This is a genomic window from Rhodanobacter sp. B05, assembly GCF_002001085.1.
GTDB lineage: Bacteria > Pseudomonadota > Gammaproteobacteria > Xanthomonadales > Rhodanobacteraceae > Rhodanobacter.
Map to the genome: position 1 here is coordinate 111943 of NZ_MUNU01000003.1, position 17691 is coordinate 129633.

At 65.4% G+C, this 17691-nt stretch carries 16 protein-coding genes; 14 read left to right on the top strand and 2 right to left on the bottom strand.

The window, feature by feature from the left end; all coding sequences use genetic code 11:
• The first annotated feature begins 113 nt into the window (after nucleotides 1–113).
• The 3 genes from B0E47_RS00645 to B0E47_RS00655 are packed head-to-tail and all read left to right on the top strand — an operon-like array spanning nucleotide 114 to nucleotide 2286.
• Nucleotides 114–1457 carry a UDP-glucose/GDP-mannose dehydrogenase family protein gene (locus tag B0E47_RS00645; protein WP_077511481.1) on the top strand — a complete coding sequence of 448 codons (1344 nt, stop codon included), beginning with the start codon at nucleotides 114–116 and terminating at the stop codon, nucleotides 1455–1457.
• Complete coding sequence (locus B0E47_RS00650; RefSeq protein ID WP_077511437.1) at nucleotides 1454–1678, top strand: SlyX family protein; 225 nt, start codon at nucleotides 1454–1456, stop codon at nucleotides 1676–1678. The genes B0E47_RS00645 and B0E47_RS00650 overlap by 4 nt, the downstream gene beginning before the upstream one ends.
• Before the next feature lie 38 nt (nucleotides 1679–1716).
• Complete coding sequence (locus B0E47_RS00655; RefSeq protein ID WP_077511439.1) at nucleotides 1717–2286, top strand: DUF2058 family protein; 570 nt, start codon at nucleotides 1717–1719, stop codon at nucleotides 2284–2286.
• A gap of 63 nt (nucleotides 2287–2349) precedes the next feature.
• Here B0E47_RS00655 and B0E47_RS00660 read toward each other — a convergent pair whose 3' ends face one another.
• Nucleotides 2350–4422, bottom strand: a complete 2073-nt coding sequence (locus B0E47_RS00660) for a 3-hydroxyacyl-CoA dehydrogenase NAD-binding domain-containing protein (RefSeq protein WP_077511441.1) — start codon at nucleotides 4420–4422, stop codon at nucleotides 2350–2352.
• Nucleotides 4423–4694: 272 nt separating this feature from the next.
• Here B0E47_RS00660 and B0E47_RS00665 point away from each other — a divergent pair, with 272 nt between their 5' ends.
• The 11 genes from B0E47_RS00665 to recO all read left to right on the top strand — a co-directional run bounded on the left by B0E47_RS00665 (nucleotide 4695) and on the right by recO (nucleotide 16966).
• Nucleotides 4695–5189 carry a hypothetical protein gene (locus tag B0E47_RS00665; RefSeq protein WP_077511443.1) on the top strand — a complete coding sequence of 165 codons (495 nt, stop codon included), beginning with the start codon at nucleotides 4695–4697 and terminating at the stop codon, nucleotides 5187–5189.
• Nucleotides 5190–5202: 13 nt separating this feature from the next.
• Nucleotides 5203–7767: a bifunctional diguanylate cyclase/phosphodiesterase gene (locus B0E47_RS00670; RefSeq protein ID WP_077511445.1), complete on the top strand. Its 2565-nt coding sequence runs from the start codon at nucleotides 5203–5205 to the stop codon at nucleotides 7765–7767.
• Nucleotides 7768–7959: 192 nt separating this feature from the next.
• Nucleotides 7960–8553 (top strand): RNA polymerase sigma factor RpoE, encoded by a 594-nt coding sequence (gene rpoE / locus B0E47_RS00675; RefSeq protein ID WP_174566933.1) that lies wholly within the window; start codon nucleotides 7960–7962, stop codon nucleotides 8551–8553.
• Nucleotides 8550–9221, top strand: coding sequence for a sigma-E factor negative regulatory protein (locus B0E47_RS00680; protein WP_077511447.1), 672 nt, complete (start codon nucleotides 8550–8552; stop codon nucleotides 9219–9221). Before rpoE ends, B0E47_RS00680 begins: the two co-directional genes overlap by 4 nt.
• Nucleotides 9222–9398: 177 nt before the next feature.
• Complete coding sequence (locus B0E47_RS00685; protein ID WP_077511449.1) at nucleotides 9399–10886, top strand: Do family serine endopeptidase; 1488 nt, start codon at nucleotides 9399–9401, stop codon at nucleotides 10884–10886.
• A gap of 187 nt (nucleotides 10887–11073) precedes the next feature.
• Nucleotides 11074–12867 (top strand): translation elongation factor 4, encoded by a 1794-nt coding sequence (lepA, locus tag B0E47_RS00690; protein WP_077511485.1) that lies wholly within the window; start codon nucleotides 11074–11076, stop codon nucleotides 12865–12867.
• A 101-nt stretch (nucleotides 12868–12968) separates the two neighbouring features.
• On the top strand, nucleotides 12969–13859 hold the full coding sequence (gene lepB / locus B0E47_RS00695) for a signal peptidase I (RefSeq protein WP_077511451.1): 891 nt from the start codon (nucleotides 12969–12971) through the stop codon (nucleotides 13857–13859).
• 200 nt (nucleotides 13860–14059) lie between these two features.
• Nucleotides 14060–14443 (top strand): DUF4845 domain-containing protein, encoded by a 384-nt coding sequence (locus tag B0E47_RS00700; RefSeq protein ID WP_077511453.1) that lies wholly within the window; start codon nucleotides 14060–14062, stop codon nucleotides 14441–14443.
• A gap of 3 nt (nucleotides 14444–14446) precedes the next feature.
• On the top strand, nucleotides 14447–15106 hold the full coding sequence (gene rnc, locus B0E47_RS00705; RefSeq protein ID WP_077511456.1) for a ribonuclease III: 660 nt from the start codon (nucleotides 14447–14449) through the stop codon (nucleotides 15104–15106).
• An 89-nt stretch (nucleotides 15107–15195) separates the two neighbouring features.
• Nucleotides 15196–16128 carry a GTPase Era gene (era, locus tag B0E47_RS00710; RefSeq protein ID WP_077511457.1) on the top strand — a complete coding sequence of 311 codons (933 nt, stop codon included), beginning with the start codon at nucleotides 15196–15198 and terminating at the stop codon, nucleotides 16126–16128.
• 109 nt (nucleotides 16129–16237) lie between these two features.
• Nucleotides 16238–16966, top strand: coding sequence for a DNA repair protein RecO (gene recO, locus B0E47_RS00715; protein ID WP_077511459.1), 729 nt, complete (start codon nucleotides 16238–16240; stop codon nucleotides 16964–16966).
• Between the two features lie 4 nt (nucleotides 16967–16970).
• Here recO and B0E47_RS00720 read toward each other — a convergent pair.
• A partial coding sequence (locus B0E47_RS00720; RefSeq protein WP_077511487.1) for a response regulator occupies nucleotides 16971–17691 on the bottom strand: 721 nt, incomplete at its 5' end.

Here is a 17691-nt window from a genome sequence, read left to right on the forward strand (position 1 = left end):
AGAAGGGCGCGAAGAGATTCGCGCCCTTCTGCTATTAGCCCTGGCAAGCGCCGCGCCGACTTTTCAGGCATTAGAATAGGCGGTTCACGTTCAAGGGAATCGTCACGAAGATGATGAAGGTAACGATCTTCGGTACCGGTTATGTGGGACTGGTTACCGGCGCCTGCCTGGCCGAGATGGGCAATCACGTGCTCTGCGTCGATGTCGACGCCGCCAAGGTGGAGCGCCTCAGGCACGGCGATATTCCGATCTACGAGCCTGGCCTCGAATCCATCGTGCGGCGCAACCATGCCGAAGGGCGGCTCGACTTCACCACCGGCGCGGAAGCGGCGGTCGCGCACGGCGAATTGCTGTTCATTGCGGTGGGTACGCCGCCGGACGAAGATGGCAGCGCCGATCTGAAATACGTGCAGGAAGTGGCCAGGACCATCGGCCGGCACCTGGATCGCTATGCCGTGGTGGTGAACAAGTCGACCGTGCCGGTGGGCACGGCCGACAAGGTGCGGGCGACCGTCGCGACGGAACTCGCCGCGCGTGGCGCCAGCGTCGAGTTCGACGTGGTGTCCAATCCGGAATTCCTGAAGGAAGGCGCGGCGGTGGACGACTGCCTGCGTCCGGACCGGATCATCGTGGGCTCCTCGAGCACGCGGGCGGTGAACGTGCTGCGCAAGCTGTATGCGCCGTTCAATCGCAACCACGATCGCATGGTGGTGATGGACGAGCGCTCCGCCGAGCTCACCAAATACGCCGCCAATGCCATGCTGGCAACGAAGATCAGTTTCATGAACGAGATCGCGAACATTGCCGAGCGGGTTGGTGCCGACGTGGAGCTGGTACGCCAGGGCATCGGGTCCGATCCGCGGATCGGCTATCACTTCATTTATCCCGGTGCCGGTTACGGTGGTTCGTGCTTTCCCAAGGACGTGCAGGCGCTGGAGCGCACCGCGCACGGCTGTGGTTACCAGGCCCGGTTGCTCGGCGCGGTCGAGGCGGTCAACCGGCAACAAAAGGGCAAGTTGTTCGAATTGATTTCGCGACACTTCGACGGGCAGCTTGCGGGCAAGACCGTGGCGCTGTGGGGGTTGGCGTTCAAGCCGAATACCGACGACATGCGCGAGGCCCCCAGCCGGATGCTCATGGAAGCATTGTGGGACGCGGGTGCGAAAGTTCGCGCGTTCGATCCGGAGGCGCGACAGGAGACGGGTCGGCTATATGGCGAGCGGCATGATCTGGTGCTGTGCGACGAGGCCGCTGCGGCCCTGCAGGGCGCCGATGCGTTGGTCGTCGTCACGGAGTGGAAGGCATTCCGCAGCCCGGACTTCGCGCGCATCCGCGCCGCGCTGTCGGAACCGGTGATCTTCGATGGTCGCAATCTTTACGATCCGGCCACGGTGGAAGAGGCCGGGCTGGCCTACTACGGCATCGGTCGCGGCCGCAGTCTGCGGGTAGTGCGATGAGCAACGGCAGCGACGAGCTGGCGCAACGACTCGACGAGATGGAAGTCAGGCTGACCTTCATCGACGACACGGTGCAGGCGTTGACCTCGGCGGACGCCGACCAGTCGCAGCGTATCGCCGCGCTGGAACGCGCCTTGCGCGACCTGCGCGGCGAGATGGCCACGATGCGTGTCGCACAGGGCGACGATCCCCACGACGAGCCGCCACCGCCGCATTATTGAAGCCGGTTCAACCCGTCCACCGACCACGGAACACTCGCATGGCCGAATCCCTGCGCGATCAATTGCTCAAGAGCGGTATTGTCAAGAAAACCCAGCAGGAAAGGATTCGCGAGCCGAAGCGAGCGGGACCTGGCACGCCTGGCAAGCCGGGGCGGGGCAACCACGGCAAGCCGCATGCGGCGGCGAAGCCGCAGAGCCAGCAGGACATCGATCTGGCCAGGGCTTATGCGCTGCGCACCCAGGCCGAGGCAAACGAACGCAAGCAGGCCGAGCGCGAGGCAGCCGAGCAGGCCAGGTTGCGACGCGAGCGCAAGGCGCGCATCCAGCAATTGCTTGATGGCCACGACTTGAACAAGCCCGATGCCGACCAGGCACGGAATTTCGAATATGCGGGAAAGATCCGCCGCATCCATGTCGACGCCGCGCAATTGGCGGCACTCAACGTGGGTGAATTGGGTGTCGTGCAGCACGCTGGCCGTTACCTGCTGGTCAGTCGCGAGATCGCCGTGCGGGTTGGCGAGATCGAGCCGCGCCAGATCGCCTTGCTGGTCGAATCCGGCACGGCCGGTGCAGATGACGACGGCGTCCCGGACGACTTGATGTGGTGAATCGGCGAGGAGTGAGTGGAGCGGAGTGAGAAATGAGAGGCGCCTACTGCGCCTGCTCGTCGCTCAGTTGTCCAGGCTCATGTCCCGCGGGTCTCTTGCAAGCGTCGGCTGATCCCAGCCGCTCTTCGGCTTGAAGCGATCGCCGTAGCGTGCGGCCAATTGCTGCAGTTTCGACTTCAGCACGTCCACGCCCTCGCTGCGCACATACTGGATCGGACCGCCGCGGAACGGAGCGAAGCCGGTGCCGAAGATCACGCCGGCGTCGAGCAGGTCGGCATCGTCGACGACACCCTCGGCCAGGCAGGCGACTGCCTCGTTGACCATCGACAGGATCATCCGTTCCTGCAGGTCCGGCGGCGTGACATAGTCCTTGTCCACTTCGGGCTTCTGCGGCTTGCCATCCTGCCACAGGTAAAGACCCTGGCCGTCCTTCTTGCCGCGCTTGCCGGCTTCAATCTTGTCATCCAGGCCTGGCGGCACATCCAGTCCGAGGAACGGTGCCAGCTCCTTGCCCACTGAGGCGCAGACATCCAGCCCGACCGTATCGGCCAGTTCGATCGGCCCCATCGGCATGCCGAATTTCCTTGCTTCACGGTCGAGCACGGGCCCGGGTACGTCTTCACTGTAAAGGCGCATCGCTTCCAGCAGGTACGGCATCAGGATGCGGTTGACCAGGAAGCCCGGCGTGCCCCTGACCGCCACCGGCAGCTTGCCGATCGCCTTGCAGAACGCCAACGCGCGTTTTTCGATTGTCGGGTCCAGCTTGTCGTGGCGCACCACCTCGACCAGCGGCATCTGCGCCACCGGGTTGAAGAAGTGCAGGCCGAGGAAACGCTGTGGCGCGCCCAGGTTCTTGCGCAGCTCGTCCAGCGGGATGCTGGAGGTGTTGCTGGCGAGGATCTCGTCGGCCTGGAACTGGGGTTCGATGCCGGCGTAGAGAGATTCCTTCGCTTCGGCATTCTCGTAGATCGCCTCGATCGCCAGGTCGGCCGAGGCGACCCCCTTGCCGTCCACGTCGGCGCGCAGTCGGCGCATGGCTTCCTCGATCTTCTCCGGTGTTTTCAGCTTCTTCTCGTACAACTGGCGGGCGCGATCCAGCGCCGGCTGGATGTACTTCATCTCGCGATCCTGCAGGGTCACGTCGAACCCCTTGAGCGCTGCCCAGGCGGCAATGTCGCCACCCATCACGCCGGCTCCGACCACGTGCACATGGCGGATCGCCGGATCGACGCCGCTGCCCTGGTTCTTCAGGCGTTCCTGCAGGAAGAAGATCCGGATGAGGTTTTGCGCCGTCGATGTCTGCGCCAGCTTCGCCACCGAACCGGCCTCGAGCTTCAGACGCTGCTGGATGCTGGAGCCGCCGCGCTTCCACACATCGATCAGCGCGAACGGGGCGGGGTAATGCTCCCTGCGCACCTTGGCCGCGGTCTGCCTGAGCATCATCGGCGCCAGGATCTGCCGCGCCAGCCAGGTATTGCTGGCCCAGGCCTTGGCCCGGCGCGCGAACGGCCGCGCCGGTGGCCGGCGCAGCAGCAGTCGTGCCTCGGCCAGCAGATCCTGCGGGCGACTTGTCGCATCGACCACCCCAAGGCTCAGAGCGCGGTGGGCAGAAAGCGGCTTCCCGGTGAGCATCACCGGCATCGCCTCGATGGCGCCGATCAGGCGCGGCAGGCGCGCCGAACCACCCCAGCCGGGATGGATGCCGAGCATCACCTCGGGCAGGCCGATGCGGGTCTTGTCATCGTCGACCGCGATCCGCTGGCGGCAGGCCAGGATCAACTCGGTCCCGCCGCCCATGCAGGCGCCGTGGACGGCCGCCACCGTGGGGCAGGGTAGCCGTGCCAGTGCTTCATAGACGCGCTGGCCATGCTCGATGTTCTCGCGCACCGTGTCTTGTTTGGCGTACTCCACGAACTCGCGAATATCGGCCCCCACGGCGAACCCGGACGCCTTTGCCGAGTGGATGATCACGCCCGCCGGCATGTCGATCGCCAGCCGTTCGACGATCTGCTCCAGCTCGTCCAGCACGGCGCGGCTGATCGCGTTGACGCTGCTGCCGGCGCGATCGAGCGTGAGTGTGATGACGCCCTCGTCGTCATGGGTCTTCCAGTGGTTGAAACGCAATCCTTCGAACATGGGGATAGAGACATGGTGGAGGAGGCCTGAACCATACCGTCCTGTCGCCTTGATTGCGAGATGTGACCGCCGCGCTTGACCCGGTCGTGACGCCGGTGTGAAATCACCTTGTTGTGGAAGGTATTCTGCGAAACCGGCCGTGCGCGGCTGGGTCTCTCATCGTGTCGGCATCGATCAACCAGGTATCAGGCCGTTCCCGACGGATATCCGCGCCAACCACAGGCGCCCGGTTCACCATTGCATGAGTACCGACGCCGCAGGATGAACACTCGATGACGATCGCGATGGCCCCCGCCGCACCGCAAGCCGGCGCCGAGATTTTCGAGCGGATACTGGCGGCGCCGAGCGGGCTGGTCGTGCTTGAAAGCAAGGATGTGCCCACCTTGATGGAGCAGGTCCGCACCCTCGCCAGGCATAGTGGCCAGGCGGTTTACTTGTGGCAGCCCGATACCGGCCTGGCCAGCCTGCGCGAGGCGCATTCGCGGGTGCCGGAGTGCGAGCGGCTGGGCAATGCCCTGCGCTACATGCAGCAAAGCATGCATTTCGGCGTCTACTTCCTGTACGGGCTGGAGTTGCCGTTGTCGGCCGCCGACGCGGCGATGTTGCGTCAGCTCGCCCGCGCACCGAAGGGACACCTGCGCCGGGTCGTGCTGATCGATGCGCCGCCGGCGCTCACCGCCCACCTGGGCGACCTGGCCTCGCACCTGAGCAGCGAGGACGGCAAGCCGCGGAACCTGCGTCTGCGCGACGGGCGATGGCTCACATGAAGCGGCTCCGCGCATGAACTCCGGGATCCTGGCGGTGGCTGCCCAGCGCGACTTGCGACGCGCCCTGTTCGATGCGCTCGACCGGGCCGGCTATGCGCAGATACACAGTGCGCGCGATCTGTCGCATGCGGCGATCCTGCTGGAGGGCAGTGCAGGGCAGCAGCCCTTGCAATTGCTGGTGCTGGTGCTGGACGGCGACGAGGCGCAGGCGCGCAGCCACTGCGAGCAGGTGCGTCGTCTGCCGGGCGCAGCCACGGCGCCGTTGATCGTGGTCCTGGCCGACGAGGCTTCCTGCAGCCCTGCCGACCTGCCGCCCGGGATCACCGATTGGCTCTGCGCCAGGCAAATCGGCACGGAGCTCGTGTCACGCTGGCGGCGCGCGCCGACCGATACCCCGACTTCGCCAATGAAACCCGCGGAAGTATCCGGTTCCGTGCCGGGCGATTGGCGCTGCGCCTTCGAGGAAGGAGATACCGAATGGCTGATGGTGGATGTCGGCAGTGACAGCTTGATCGAGGTCAGCCCCAGCGTCATCCGGCACAGCCATCTGCCAGCCAGCCAGTGGGAAGGGATGGCACTGGCAACGGCGATCCAGTTTGATGGCGAGATGTCCATCAAGGTGCTTGCCGAGGCGGACCGTCGCTGGCACCCGGCCCGACGCAAATCCGCCCAACAGTACGATACCGGGCAGGTCAACGCGCGCCGGGTCAGGCATGGCGACCGTACGGCGCTGGCACTGCAGTTTCGCAGCGATCGGGCCGATCTTGGGGCCGAAGCGGCGTTGTCGCTGCTCTCGCGGATCTTTGCCTCCGGCAGCGGCATCGATACGCAGGCCGCCACCGGCAGGTTGCTGTTCGAAGAACTGGCGCTGGACTACCTGGCCGTATGGTCGGTGCGACGCGATGCCGCCGATGCGCCAACCCAGATCCTGCAGCTTTGCCGCGGCGAACATGCGGAGTGGCCACCGGCGCAAATGCAGGGCTCGTTGCAAATGGTGCTCGGTGGCAAGTCGATGCGCTATCGAACCGACGCCGCCAAGCTGGCCTCGATGGATCCATTGCTGCAGCAACTCGATCTGGCCGGTTTCGTCGGCTTGCCCCTGTTTGACGAGCGGCACACCGTTCTGGGCGCCATGCTCGCCGGCAACCGCCGTGGCTTTGCCGAGATGGCCGTGGTCGAGCCGGTGCTGCGTTGCGCGGCGGCGCGCTTTGCGCGAGTGCTCGAACTGGAACGTACCCGCGAGCAGGGGCGCGCGGAAGGCCTGGTCGATGCACTCACCGGCCTGCCGAACCGCCTGCTGTTCAACGACCGGCTGGAAACGATCCTGCGCGAGGCGATCCGCAACGGCGAGTGTTTCGCCGTGCTGTTCGTCGATCTCGACCGATTCAAGGCGATCAACGACACCTATGGCCACGCCACCGGCGACCAGGTGCTGCGGATCGTCACCCAGCGTCTGCGGAGCTGCATCCGTGCGTCGGATACGGTGGCGCGTTATGCCGGCGACGAATTCACCATCGTGCTGCGGCATATCGTGAAGAACGACGACGTGTTGCGGGTGGCCGAAAAAATCGTGCAGGTGATGGAGGCTTCGATCTTCCTCGACGACGGCGTCGAGTTGCAGGTTACCGTCTCGATGGGAGTGAGTTTCTTCCCGGACGACGCCGGCGATGCGGAGACCTTGTTGAAGCACGCCGACGAGGCGATGTATTCGGCCAAGCATTTGGGCCGCAACAACTTCCAGATCTACGAGGTCAGCCCGGAATATGCCCGGGAGCATGGCATGGCACTGAAGACGCGCCTGCGCCATGCCGAGGGCAACGGCGAGTTGCGCGTGGTCTACCAGCCGCAGGTGGACGCGCAGACCGAAGACATCGTGGGCATGGAGGCGCTGGTGCGCTGGGAGCATCCCGAGCTGGGCATGATCAGCCCGGCGGTGTTCATCCCGCTGGCCGAGGAAACCGGACTGATCGTGTCGATCGGCGAGTGGGTGATGCATACCGCATGCCGTCAGGCCCGCGAATGGGAACAGCGCTATGGCTTGCGCCTGCGCCTGGGCGTGAACCTGTCGGCGGTGCAACTGATGGAGCCGCAACTGCTGGAAATGGTGGCGAAAGCGCTGCGCGAGACGGGGCTGGATCCGACTCTGCTGGAAATGGAGATCACCGAAAGCATCAGCATCAAGGCGGCACCGAACCTGGTCGAGAACCTCAACGCGCTGCACCGGATGGGCTGTCATATCGCGATCGACGACTTCGGCACGGGCGCCGCCTCGCTGGACTACCTGCGCCGCCTGCCGGCGGACCGGATCAAGATCGACCAGAGCTTCGTGCGCAACATCGGCGTGGATCCCGACGATGAGGCGATCGTGCGGGCCACCATCGAAATGGCCCATCGCCTGAATCGCGCGGTGGTGGCCGAAGGGGTGGAGACCGAACAGCACCTGCAGTTCCTGCGCACCTATCAGTGCGACGAACTGCAGGGTTATCTGTTCTGCCGTCCGCTGCAGCCCGTCAGTTTCGACAAGATGCTGACCGAGCGCCAGCGCTTGCTTGATGTGCGGCTGGCCGAACCGGCTTGAGCCGGCGGTGGGCGACCCCATAACGGATGGCGGAACGTGCGGCCTGGCAAGCGGGCGACAGGTACGGCGTTTCGACAGATTCCCGCCCATGAGTAAACTGAACTTGGGCGGTCGCTGGCGGTCTGAGCGCCGGGTTCAGCTCCACCCAGGCACCCTCTGCGGATGACGGCATTGACGATGGACACGGCCCGCATGGGCGAAAACGAACTGGACCGCGCGTTGGTGGAGCGCGTACAGCAGGGGGACAAGCGTGCCTTCGACCTGCTGGTGCGCAAGTACCAGCACAAGCTGATCGGGCTGATTTCCCGTTATGTGCGCAGCCACGCCGAATGCGAGGACATCGCGCAGGAGTCTTTCATCCGCGCGTGGCGGGCGATCGGCTCGTTTCGCGGCGACAGCGCTTTCTATACCTGGCTGTACAAGATCGCGGTGAATACGGCCAAGAACCACCTGGTGGCGATGGGCCGGCGGCCGCCGGCCGGCGACATCGATGCCGACGACGCCGAGTTCATGGCCGGTGCCGAGCGCATGCACGACAGCGCCACACCCGAGCACGAACTGATGCGCCAGGAAATTGAACAATCCGTATTTTCCACTGTCCAAGCCTTGCCCGAGGAACTGCGGACGGCCATCACCCTGCGGGAAGTGGACGGCCTCAGTTACGATGAAATCGCCGAAGCGATGGGCTGTCCGATCGGTACGGTGCGCTCGCGCATCTTCCGGGCGCGCGAGGCGATCGATGAAAAGCTGCGGCCGCTGTTGTCTGGCCGCGAGGATCAGAAATGAACCAGGCAGAGATGAACCAGGACGCCCGCGAAAGCCTCTCGACCGGCATGGATGGCGAGTTGCCGGTCGAGGAATTGCGCTTCCTGCTGCGTCGACTCGATCACGACGTTTCGTTGCGGCAGGCATGGTCGGGCTACCACCTGGCCCGCGACGGCCTGCGCCGCGAGACTTCGCTGCTGGCGTCGTCGGGATTTGCCGCGCGGGTGATGCTGGCGATCGACCAGGAGTCGACTTCCAGCAGGGTGGTCAGCCGGCGCAATCACTGGTTGCGCTGGTCCGGTGGCAGCGTGATCGCCGCCAGCGTGGCCGCCGCCGCGCTGATGATCAGCCAGCCCGCGGGTGATGCGGGACGGCTGGGTCCCTCGGCCAGCCCCGTTGCCAGCCGTGTCGAGGTCGCGACCACGACGATCAGGCCGGTGGCGCCACCGTCGGTGCCGCCGTGGCTGAGCGGCAACTCGGCTGGCTTGCTCAGCCAGCAGGCCTCGGCGACGCTGGGCGCGCCGATCGACAGCAGCCAGGCACGGGATTCGCGACGATTGTCGTCCTATCCGGCGATGCCTCGTTACCGCACGCTGGACAACAACGACGGCAGCTACCTGCTGCTGCTCGATCCCGCGCAGCCCGGCGTGCCGGATGCTTCGCGCCAGGCGGGTGCACACGCGCAGTAGACCAGAGCCGCGTGCGATGAACCGCGGCGTTCCCTGCTGACTTCAGTTCCCTCGACCACCCCGGTGCGTCGAGAGCGCAGCGTGGCCGGTCGGTCGCAACGCGCATCCGATGCATTCATCCATCAGCCGGCCCTGCCGGTTCGAGTTCAACCAAGCGAGTTCAACCAAGGAGGAGTCATGAGTCATTCCATCTTGCGTACCCTGGCGTGTTGCGCCTTGCTGGGACTGGCCGGTGTCGGCGGCGCGCAGGCCCAGACCGCCAACAGTGCCGCGGCACTGCCCGATTTCACCGGCATCGTGCAGAAGAATGCGGCTGCCGTGGTGCATGTCGAAGCCAAGTACACCGGTGAGCGGCAGCGTTCGACCCAATCCATGCGTGGCCAGATGATGCCCGGCCAGGGCATGCCGAACGGCCCGGAGGCGGAGATCCTGCGCCACTTCTTCGGGATGCCGATGATGCCCTCGCCCGAGGAACAGCGGCATACCTCGCTCGGTTCGGGTTTCATCATCTCTCCGGACGGCTACATTCTCACCAACAACCACGTGGTCGATCATGCGGACAAGGTGACGGTGCGCCTGCAGGACCGGCGCACGCTGACCGCCAAGGTGGTCGGCACCGACCCCACCTATGACATCGCCCTGCTCAAGGTCGATGCGGGCGGCAGCCTGCCCACCGTGAGCATCGGCGATTCGCGCGCGCTCAAGCCGGGCCAGTGGGTGCTGGCGATCGGCTCGCCGTTCGGGTTCGACTACACCGTGACCCAAGGCATCGTCAGCGCGGTGGGCCGCAACCTGGGCCAGCGGGACCAGCCCTACACCTCGTTCATCCAGACCGACGTGCCGATCAACCGCGGCAATTCCGGCGGCCCGCTGTTCAATCTGCAGGGCCAGGTGGTCGGCATCAATTCGCAGATCTATTCCAACACTGGCGATTACATGGGAGTGTCGTTCTCGATCCCGATCGACGTGGCGATGAACGCGGTGCAGCAGCTGAAGACCAAGGGTTATGTCTCGCGCGGCCAGCTCGGCGTGACGGTGCAGCCGGTCAGCGACGATATCGTCAAGGCATTCAAGCTGGAGAATGGCGTCGGTGCGGCGGTGGTCGACGTGAATCCCGACAGCGGCGCCGGCAAGGCGGGCATCCAGAGCGGCGACATCATCCTGGCGTACAACAATCATGTGCTTCAGCAGGCGTCCGACTTGCCGCCACTCGTCGGCATGACCAAGCCGGGCAGCAAGGTGCCGGTGGAGGTGCTGCGCAACGGCAAGAAGCAGACCTTCGAGGTGACCATCGGCGAGGCCAAGCGCGACAGCAACGCGGTGGACAGCCGCACGGCCAGTTCGCCGTCAGCCCGCAGCGGTTCGGCGGCCCTGGGGCTTACCGTACAGTCGCTGGACAATGACACCCGCAAGCAGCTGGGACTCAAGCCCGGGCAGGGCGTCGTGATCAGCGACATCACCGGGTCGGTGGCCGGGCAGGCCGACCTGCGTGCCGGTGACGTGATCCTGATGGTCAACCAGCAGAAGATCGGCAGTGTGGCCGAGTTCGAGGTGGCGACCAGGGACGTCAAGGCTGGCAGCACGGTGCTGCTGCTGGTCCGTCGCGACAACCAGAGCCAGTTCATCGGGTTGACCGTACCCGACAACAACGCGCCGCCACGATAGCCAGACAGGGCGCGGCGCCAACCCTGCTGCTGGGTGGCGCCGTGTCGTTGACCATGGCCGATGCCCAGGCTGGGGCTGAAGCGCCCGGTTCCATGCGATAATGCGAGGTTAGCGTCGCCCCACGGTGATGCGTCGCCATGCATGGTGCGTGGTGGCAGACCCACGCCTGAAAGGCCGCCTGCGTTCCATGGAATTGATCCGCAACTTCTCCATCATTGCCCACATCGATCACGGCAAGTCGACTCTGGCCGACCGCATCATCCAGATCTGCGGTGGCCTGACCGATCGCGAAATGGAGGCGCAGGTGCTGGACAACAATCCGATCGAGCGCGAGCGCGGCATCACCATCAAGGCGCAGTCGGTCTCGTTGCCGTACACCGCGCGGGACGGCAAGACCTACCAGCTCAACTTCATCGACACGCCAGGCCACGTCGACTTCTCCTACGAAGTCAGCCGCTCGCTGGCCGCGTGCGAGGGCGCGTTGCTGGTGGTCGATGCGGCGCAGGGCGTCGAGGCCCAGTCCGTGGCCAACTGCTATACCGCGGTGGAAATGGGGCTGGAAGTGGTGCCGGTGCTGAACAAGATCGACCTGCCCACGGCCGACATCGAGAAGGTGAAGGGCGAGATCGAGGCGGTGATCGGCGTGGACGCCACCGATGCGGTGGCAATCAGCGCCAAGACCGGGCTCAACGTGGTCGACGTGCTGGAGGCGATCGTCGCGCGCATCCCGCCGCCGAAGCCACGCGACACCGATCGGCTGCAGGCGCTGATCATCGACTCCTGGTTCGACAACTACCTCGGCGTGGTCTCGCTGGTGCGCGTGATGCAGGGCGAGATCAAGCCAGGCGACAAGCTGCTGGTGATGTCCACCGGACGCACCCACGAGGTGGACGACGTCGGCGTGTTCACCCCGAAGCGCAAGAAGCTGGACAAGCTCGGCGCCGGCGAGGTGGGCTGGATCAATGCCTCGATCAAGGACGTGCACGGCGCACCGGTGGGCGACACGTTGACTCACGCGGGCAAGCCGGCCGACAAGCCGCTGCCCGGCTTCCAGACCATGCAGCCGCGCGTGTTCGCCGGCCTGTTCCCGGTGTCCTCGGACGATTACCCGGCGATGCGCGAGGCACTGGACAAGCTGCGCCTGAACGACGCTGCGCTGTTCTTCGAGCCGGAATCGTCCGAGGCGATGGGCTTCGGTTTCCGCTGCGGCTTCCTCGGCATGCTGCACATGGAGATCGTGCAGGAGCGGCTGGAGCGCGAATACGACCTGAACCTGATCACCACCGCGCCGACCGTGGTCTACGAAGTGCTCAAGAGCGACGGTTCGATCCTGATGCTGGACAATCCGGCCAAGCTGCCGACAAATTCCAGCCTGGTGCAGGAAATCCGCGAGCCGATCATCGTGGCGAACATCCTCACGCCGCCGGAATACATCGGCAACATCATCACCCTGTGCGAGGAGAAGCGCGGCGTGCAGCGTTCGATCCAGTATCTGGCGACCCAGGTGCAGATCAGCTACGAGATGCCGCTGGCCGAGGTGGTGATGGATTTCTTCGATCGGCTGAAATCCGTCTCGCGCGGCTACGCCTCGATGGATTATCACTTCGATCGCTTCGAGGCCGGCCCGTTCGTGCGTACCGACGTGCTGATCAACGGCGAACGCGTCGATGCGCTCAGCCTGATCCTGCATCGCAGCCACGCCGATCGAAAAGGCCGCGAACTGGTCGAGCGCATGAAGGACCTGATTCCGCGTCAGCAATTCGACGTGGCGATCCAGGCGGCCGTGGGTGCGCAGATCATCGCGCGCTCGACCGTGAAAGCCCTGCGCAAGAATGTTCTGGCCAAGTGCTATGGCGGCGACGTCAGTCGCAAGAAGAAATTGCTGGAAAAGCAGAAGGAAGGCAAGAAGCGCATGAAGCAGGTTGGCCGGGTGGAAATTCCGCAGGAAGCCTTCCTCGCTGTGCTCAGGGTGGATAAATAGTTTTGGCCGGGAATAGGGAATAGGGAATGGAGAATCGGAGCTGCGCGCTCTTGCGATTCCCTATTTCCCATTCCCCATACCCGGCTCCATAGGAGCCCCACATGGAATTTGATTTCGCGGCGATTCTGCTTGGCCTTACCGTGCTTTTCGGCGTGGTATGGGGCCTGGATCGGCTGTTCCTGTACAAGAAGCGCAAGGCGCGCCTGGATGCGGCGGGCGAGGAGTACCGCGACCCGGTGCCGGTGGACTGGGCGCGCTCGCTGTTTCCGGTGGTGCTGGTGGTACTGCTGCTGCGCTCGTTCGTGGCCGAGCCGTTCCGGATCCCCTCCGGCTCGATGATGCCCACGCTGGACGTGGGCGATTTCATCCTGGTCAACAAGTTCGCCTACGGCTTGCGGCTGCCGGTGTTCAACACCAAGTTCCTCGACTTGGGCGAGCCCAAGCGTGGCGACGTGGTGGTGTTCCGCTGGCCCGGCTTCACCTGCCAGCAGGCCGACGGGACCGTCGTGCATGGCGGCAACGCGGACTGCAGCGCCCCGGTGCCCGACCAGAACTGGATCAAGCGGGTGATCGGTCTGCCCGGCGACACGATCCAGGTGCACGACAGCGAGATCGTGATCAACGGCAAGCCGGTCGCCGCCGAGGAGATCGGACCGTTCGTGGGCAACCACGCGCGGCCGGCCGATGAGGAGCTGCTGGCCTACGGCGCCACGATCTGGAAGGAGCACCTGGGCAAGGTGACCCACCTGGTCGCGCGCATGCCCGATCGCATGCCGACGCCGCCGGTGCCCAACCCGAATATGCCGTCGGTGGTGCCGCAGAATTGCTACCTGGTGATGGGCGACGACCGCGAAAACAGCGAAGACAGCCGCTGGTGGGGCTGCCTGCCGGAGAAGAACCTGGCCGGCAAGGCCTTCCTGATCTGGATGAGCTGGAAGGGTTGGGGTACCGGTGGCGTGAATTTCTCGCGTATCGGCACCGTCATCCACTGACCGGCCGCGGCGGGTGGCATGTGGCGACGGAAACGTGATGCAATCGTGCGCCCCAGCCCCATCATGCGGTCAACAAGTGCGAGAATCCGCAGGCATAATCAGCGCGCCGGGCTCCGGTCCGGCCGACGCCGGACAGGCTCCGGCGCTACCTGGGGCATCCACAGATCGACAGGCCGCACCGTCGGCATAGCGAGGGGACTATGAAATCGAAGCAGTCGGGCATCACTCTGATCGGGATGCTGATCGTCATCGCGGTCGTGGGCTTTTTCGCCTACATGGCCATGAAGTTGCTGCCGTCGTACTCCGAGTACATGGGCGTGACCAAGGCGATGAACCAGATTGCCACCGAGGGCACCAATGGCAAGTCGCTGGACGAGATCCGCCGCAACCTGATGTTCAAGCTGGGCTTCCAGTACGTGGACGACTCCACCATCAAGCCGTCCGACATCACGATCACGCGCGACGCCGGCGGTGCCAGCGATCTGAATGTCACCTATGACAAGCAAATCCCGTTCATGTACAACATCGACTTCCTGCTGCACTTCAGCAAGAGCGTGCAACTGCAGGGCAATGTCGGCCAGTAAGCCTTGAAGCTGCGTCATCGTTTCCGCGACCCGGCGCTGGCGGAGCTCGCACTCACCCATCGCAGCGCCGGCCGGCCGAACAACGAGCGCCTGGAGTTCCTGGGCGACGCCCTGCTCGGCGCGATCATCGCCGAGCTGCTATACGAGGTGCATCCCAAGGCCAGCGAAGGCGAGCTGTCGCGGCTGCGAGCGCAACTGGTCAATGGCCAGGCGTTGGCCGTGGTGGCGCGCGAACTGGAACTGGGCGACGGGCTGAAGCTTGGTCCCGGCGAATTGAAGAGCGGCGGATTCCGGCGCGATTCGATCCTCGCCGACGCGTTCGAGGCGCTGATCGCCGCGGTCTACGTGGATGCCGGTTTCGAGGCCTGCCGCGAAACCGTGCGTGAGTTGTTCGGCGAACGCGTCGCCACCCTGCGACGGTCGTCCAAGGACGCCAAGACCCGCCTGCAGGAGCACCTGCAATCCGGCGGTTGGCCGCTGCCGCAATACGAGCTGATCGCCAGCCATGGCGAGGATCATGCGAAAACCTTCGAGGTGAGCTGCCGCATCAGCGAACCGTTGCCGCTGGTTGCCGAAGCGACAGCCGGCAGCCGCCGGGCCGCCGAGCAGGACGCCGCCGAGACCGTGCTGAACCAGTTGCTGGAATCCGCACGCGAATCCTGAGGCGCGGCTGGGTTGCAGATAGGTGGCCGGCCACAGCCCGACGGCCCCAGGCACTACACTTGCCCCCCGACTTGCCGACCCTCTACGCCATGAACCACACCCCTGAATCCGCCGACGGCAGCCTGCCGCACGAGAATTTCCGCTGCGGCACGGTGGCGCTGGCCGGACGCCCCAACGTGGGCAAGTCGACCCTGCTCAACGCACTGATCGGGTTCCGCCTGTCGATCATCAGTCCGCGCCCGCAAACCACGCGCCACCGCATCCTCGGCATCCACACCAGCGAGGCGGGGCAGATCCTCTACGTCGATACGCCCGGCCTGCACCGCGGCGCCAAGCGGGCGATGAACCGCAGCCTCAACCGCGCGGCGCGCTCGGCGATCAGCGACGTCGACCTGGTGGTGCAGGTGATCGAGGCCGGCCGCTTCACCGACGAAGACGAGGTCCTGTACACCGCCCTGGTCGAGCAATCGGCACCGCGTTTGCTGGTGATCAACAAGGTCGACCTCAACAAGGACAAGACCGTGATGCTGCCCTTCGTGGCCGAGCTCACGCAGAAGCACCACTACGACGAGATCCACTATGTCAGTGCATTGAAGGAACAGGGCCTGAAATCGCTGGAGCAGGCCATCCTGCAACGCCTGCCGGTGCAGGCGCCGATCTATGGCGAGGACGAGGTCACCGATCGCAGCGAACGATTCCTTGCCGCCGAGATGGTGCGCGAACAGTTGATGCTGCGACTCGATCAGGAACTGCCATACGCCACCACGGTGGAGATCGAGCAGTTCAGCGATCGCCCGGACGGCATAGCGGAGATCCACGCCATCATCTGGGTCGAACGCGACGGCCAGAAAGCCATCGTGATCGGCCAGGGCGGCGCCCAGCTCAAGTCGATCGGTTCCAGCGCGCGGCGCCGCATGGAGCGCATGTTCGAGCGCAAGGTATTCCTCAAGCTGTGGGTCAAGGTGCGTGAGGGCTGGGTTGATGACGAAAACATGTTGAAGAAGTTCGGATATACGGATTAGTGCGAGGAGTGAAAAAGGAGGAGTGAGAAGTGAGAGAAAAGCGGGAAGGCAACAGCAGTCGCTGCTTTTCTCTCACTTCTCACTCCTCTCACCTCACTCCTGATTTTTCATGCGCATCGAACAGCAACCCGCCTACGTGCTGCATGCGCGCGCCTATCGCGAGACATCGCTGCTGCTGGAATGCCTGACCCGCGAGCATGGCCGGCTTGGGGTGGTGGCGCGTGGCGTGCGTGGCGAGCGCGCACGGCTGAAGCGGGCCCAGCTTGAGCCGTTCCAGCCGCTGTCACTGGGATTGCTGCTGCGTGGCGAGATGGCCACGCTGACCGAGGTCGAGGGGGTTGGCGCGCCGCGGCGGCTGACTGGCGATGTCGCCCTGGCCGGGCTTTATCTCAACGAGCTGGTGGTGCGCCTGACCGGCCGCCAGGACCCGTTGCCATCACTCTACGACGCTTATGCCGTGACGCTGGCTCGGCTCGCCGCCGCCGAATCGCCGGGCTGGAGCCTGCGCCGTTTCGAGCGTGATCTGCTGGAGACCACGGGCTACGGCTTGCAGTTGCTGCACGAAGCCGACACCGGCGAACCGGTCGACCCGGCGGCGTGGTATCGCTATGTGGCCGAGCAGGGCGCCGTGCGCTGCGCCGCCAGCCACCCGCAGGCCTTGCGCGGCGGCGACCTGCTCGCGCTGGCGCAGGACCGGATGCCGGACAACCAGGGCCTGAAGTCGCTGCGCGACCTGATGCGTGAAGTGATCCGCTTTCATCTGGGTGGCGGCGAGCTGCGCGCCTGGCGTGTGTTGGCGATGGCCGTATCGCGGCGCCCCCAAGCGAAGGACTCCTGACCTTCTAACCGTCCAGGGCCTGCAGGGTTGCGCCCAATGCCGTCCGAAACCTCGCCAGCGCGGCAGGCGTGACGCCATCCCGCGACAGCTGCTGCTGCATCAGCGTGGCCTGCTGCGCCAGCGCGGTGGCGCCGCAGAACCCGCACGACGAGCGCAACCGGTGCAGGCGGTCGGCGAAGGCGGCGATATCCTGGCTGAGGCCGTCGAGTTCGCGCTGCAGCAGCGCCAGTTCCTCGCGCAGCAGCAGGCGCAGCGCGCGCATGGTAGTGGTGTCGCCGGTGCTGTACAGCGCGGCGCCATCATCCAGCACGCAGGCCGGGTCGTGCGGCTGGACCAGGGCCAGTACACGTTGCAGGTCGGTCAGCGTGCACGGCTTGAGCAGGACATCGCTGAAGCCGGCCGCGAGCAGGCTGCGCCGGTCGGCCGGTCCCAGTTCGGCGCTGGTGGCCACCGCCGTGCTGTTCGCCGAGCCGGCCTGTGCATCATCGCGCAGCCGCGCCAGGATCTGCCGGGCGCCGCCGTCCGGCATGCGGCAATCGAGCAGCATCAGGTCGAAGGCCTCGGCGCGGGCCCGCGCCAGTGCGGTTTCGCCGCTGGCACAGGTCTCCACCGTGGCGCCGAGCGAGCGCATGCCATCGCCCAGGAAACGGCAGCTGCCGGGGTCGTCGTCGGCGACCAGCACGCGCGGGCGGGCCGGCGGGGAAAGGGGGGGCTGCGGGTGCTCG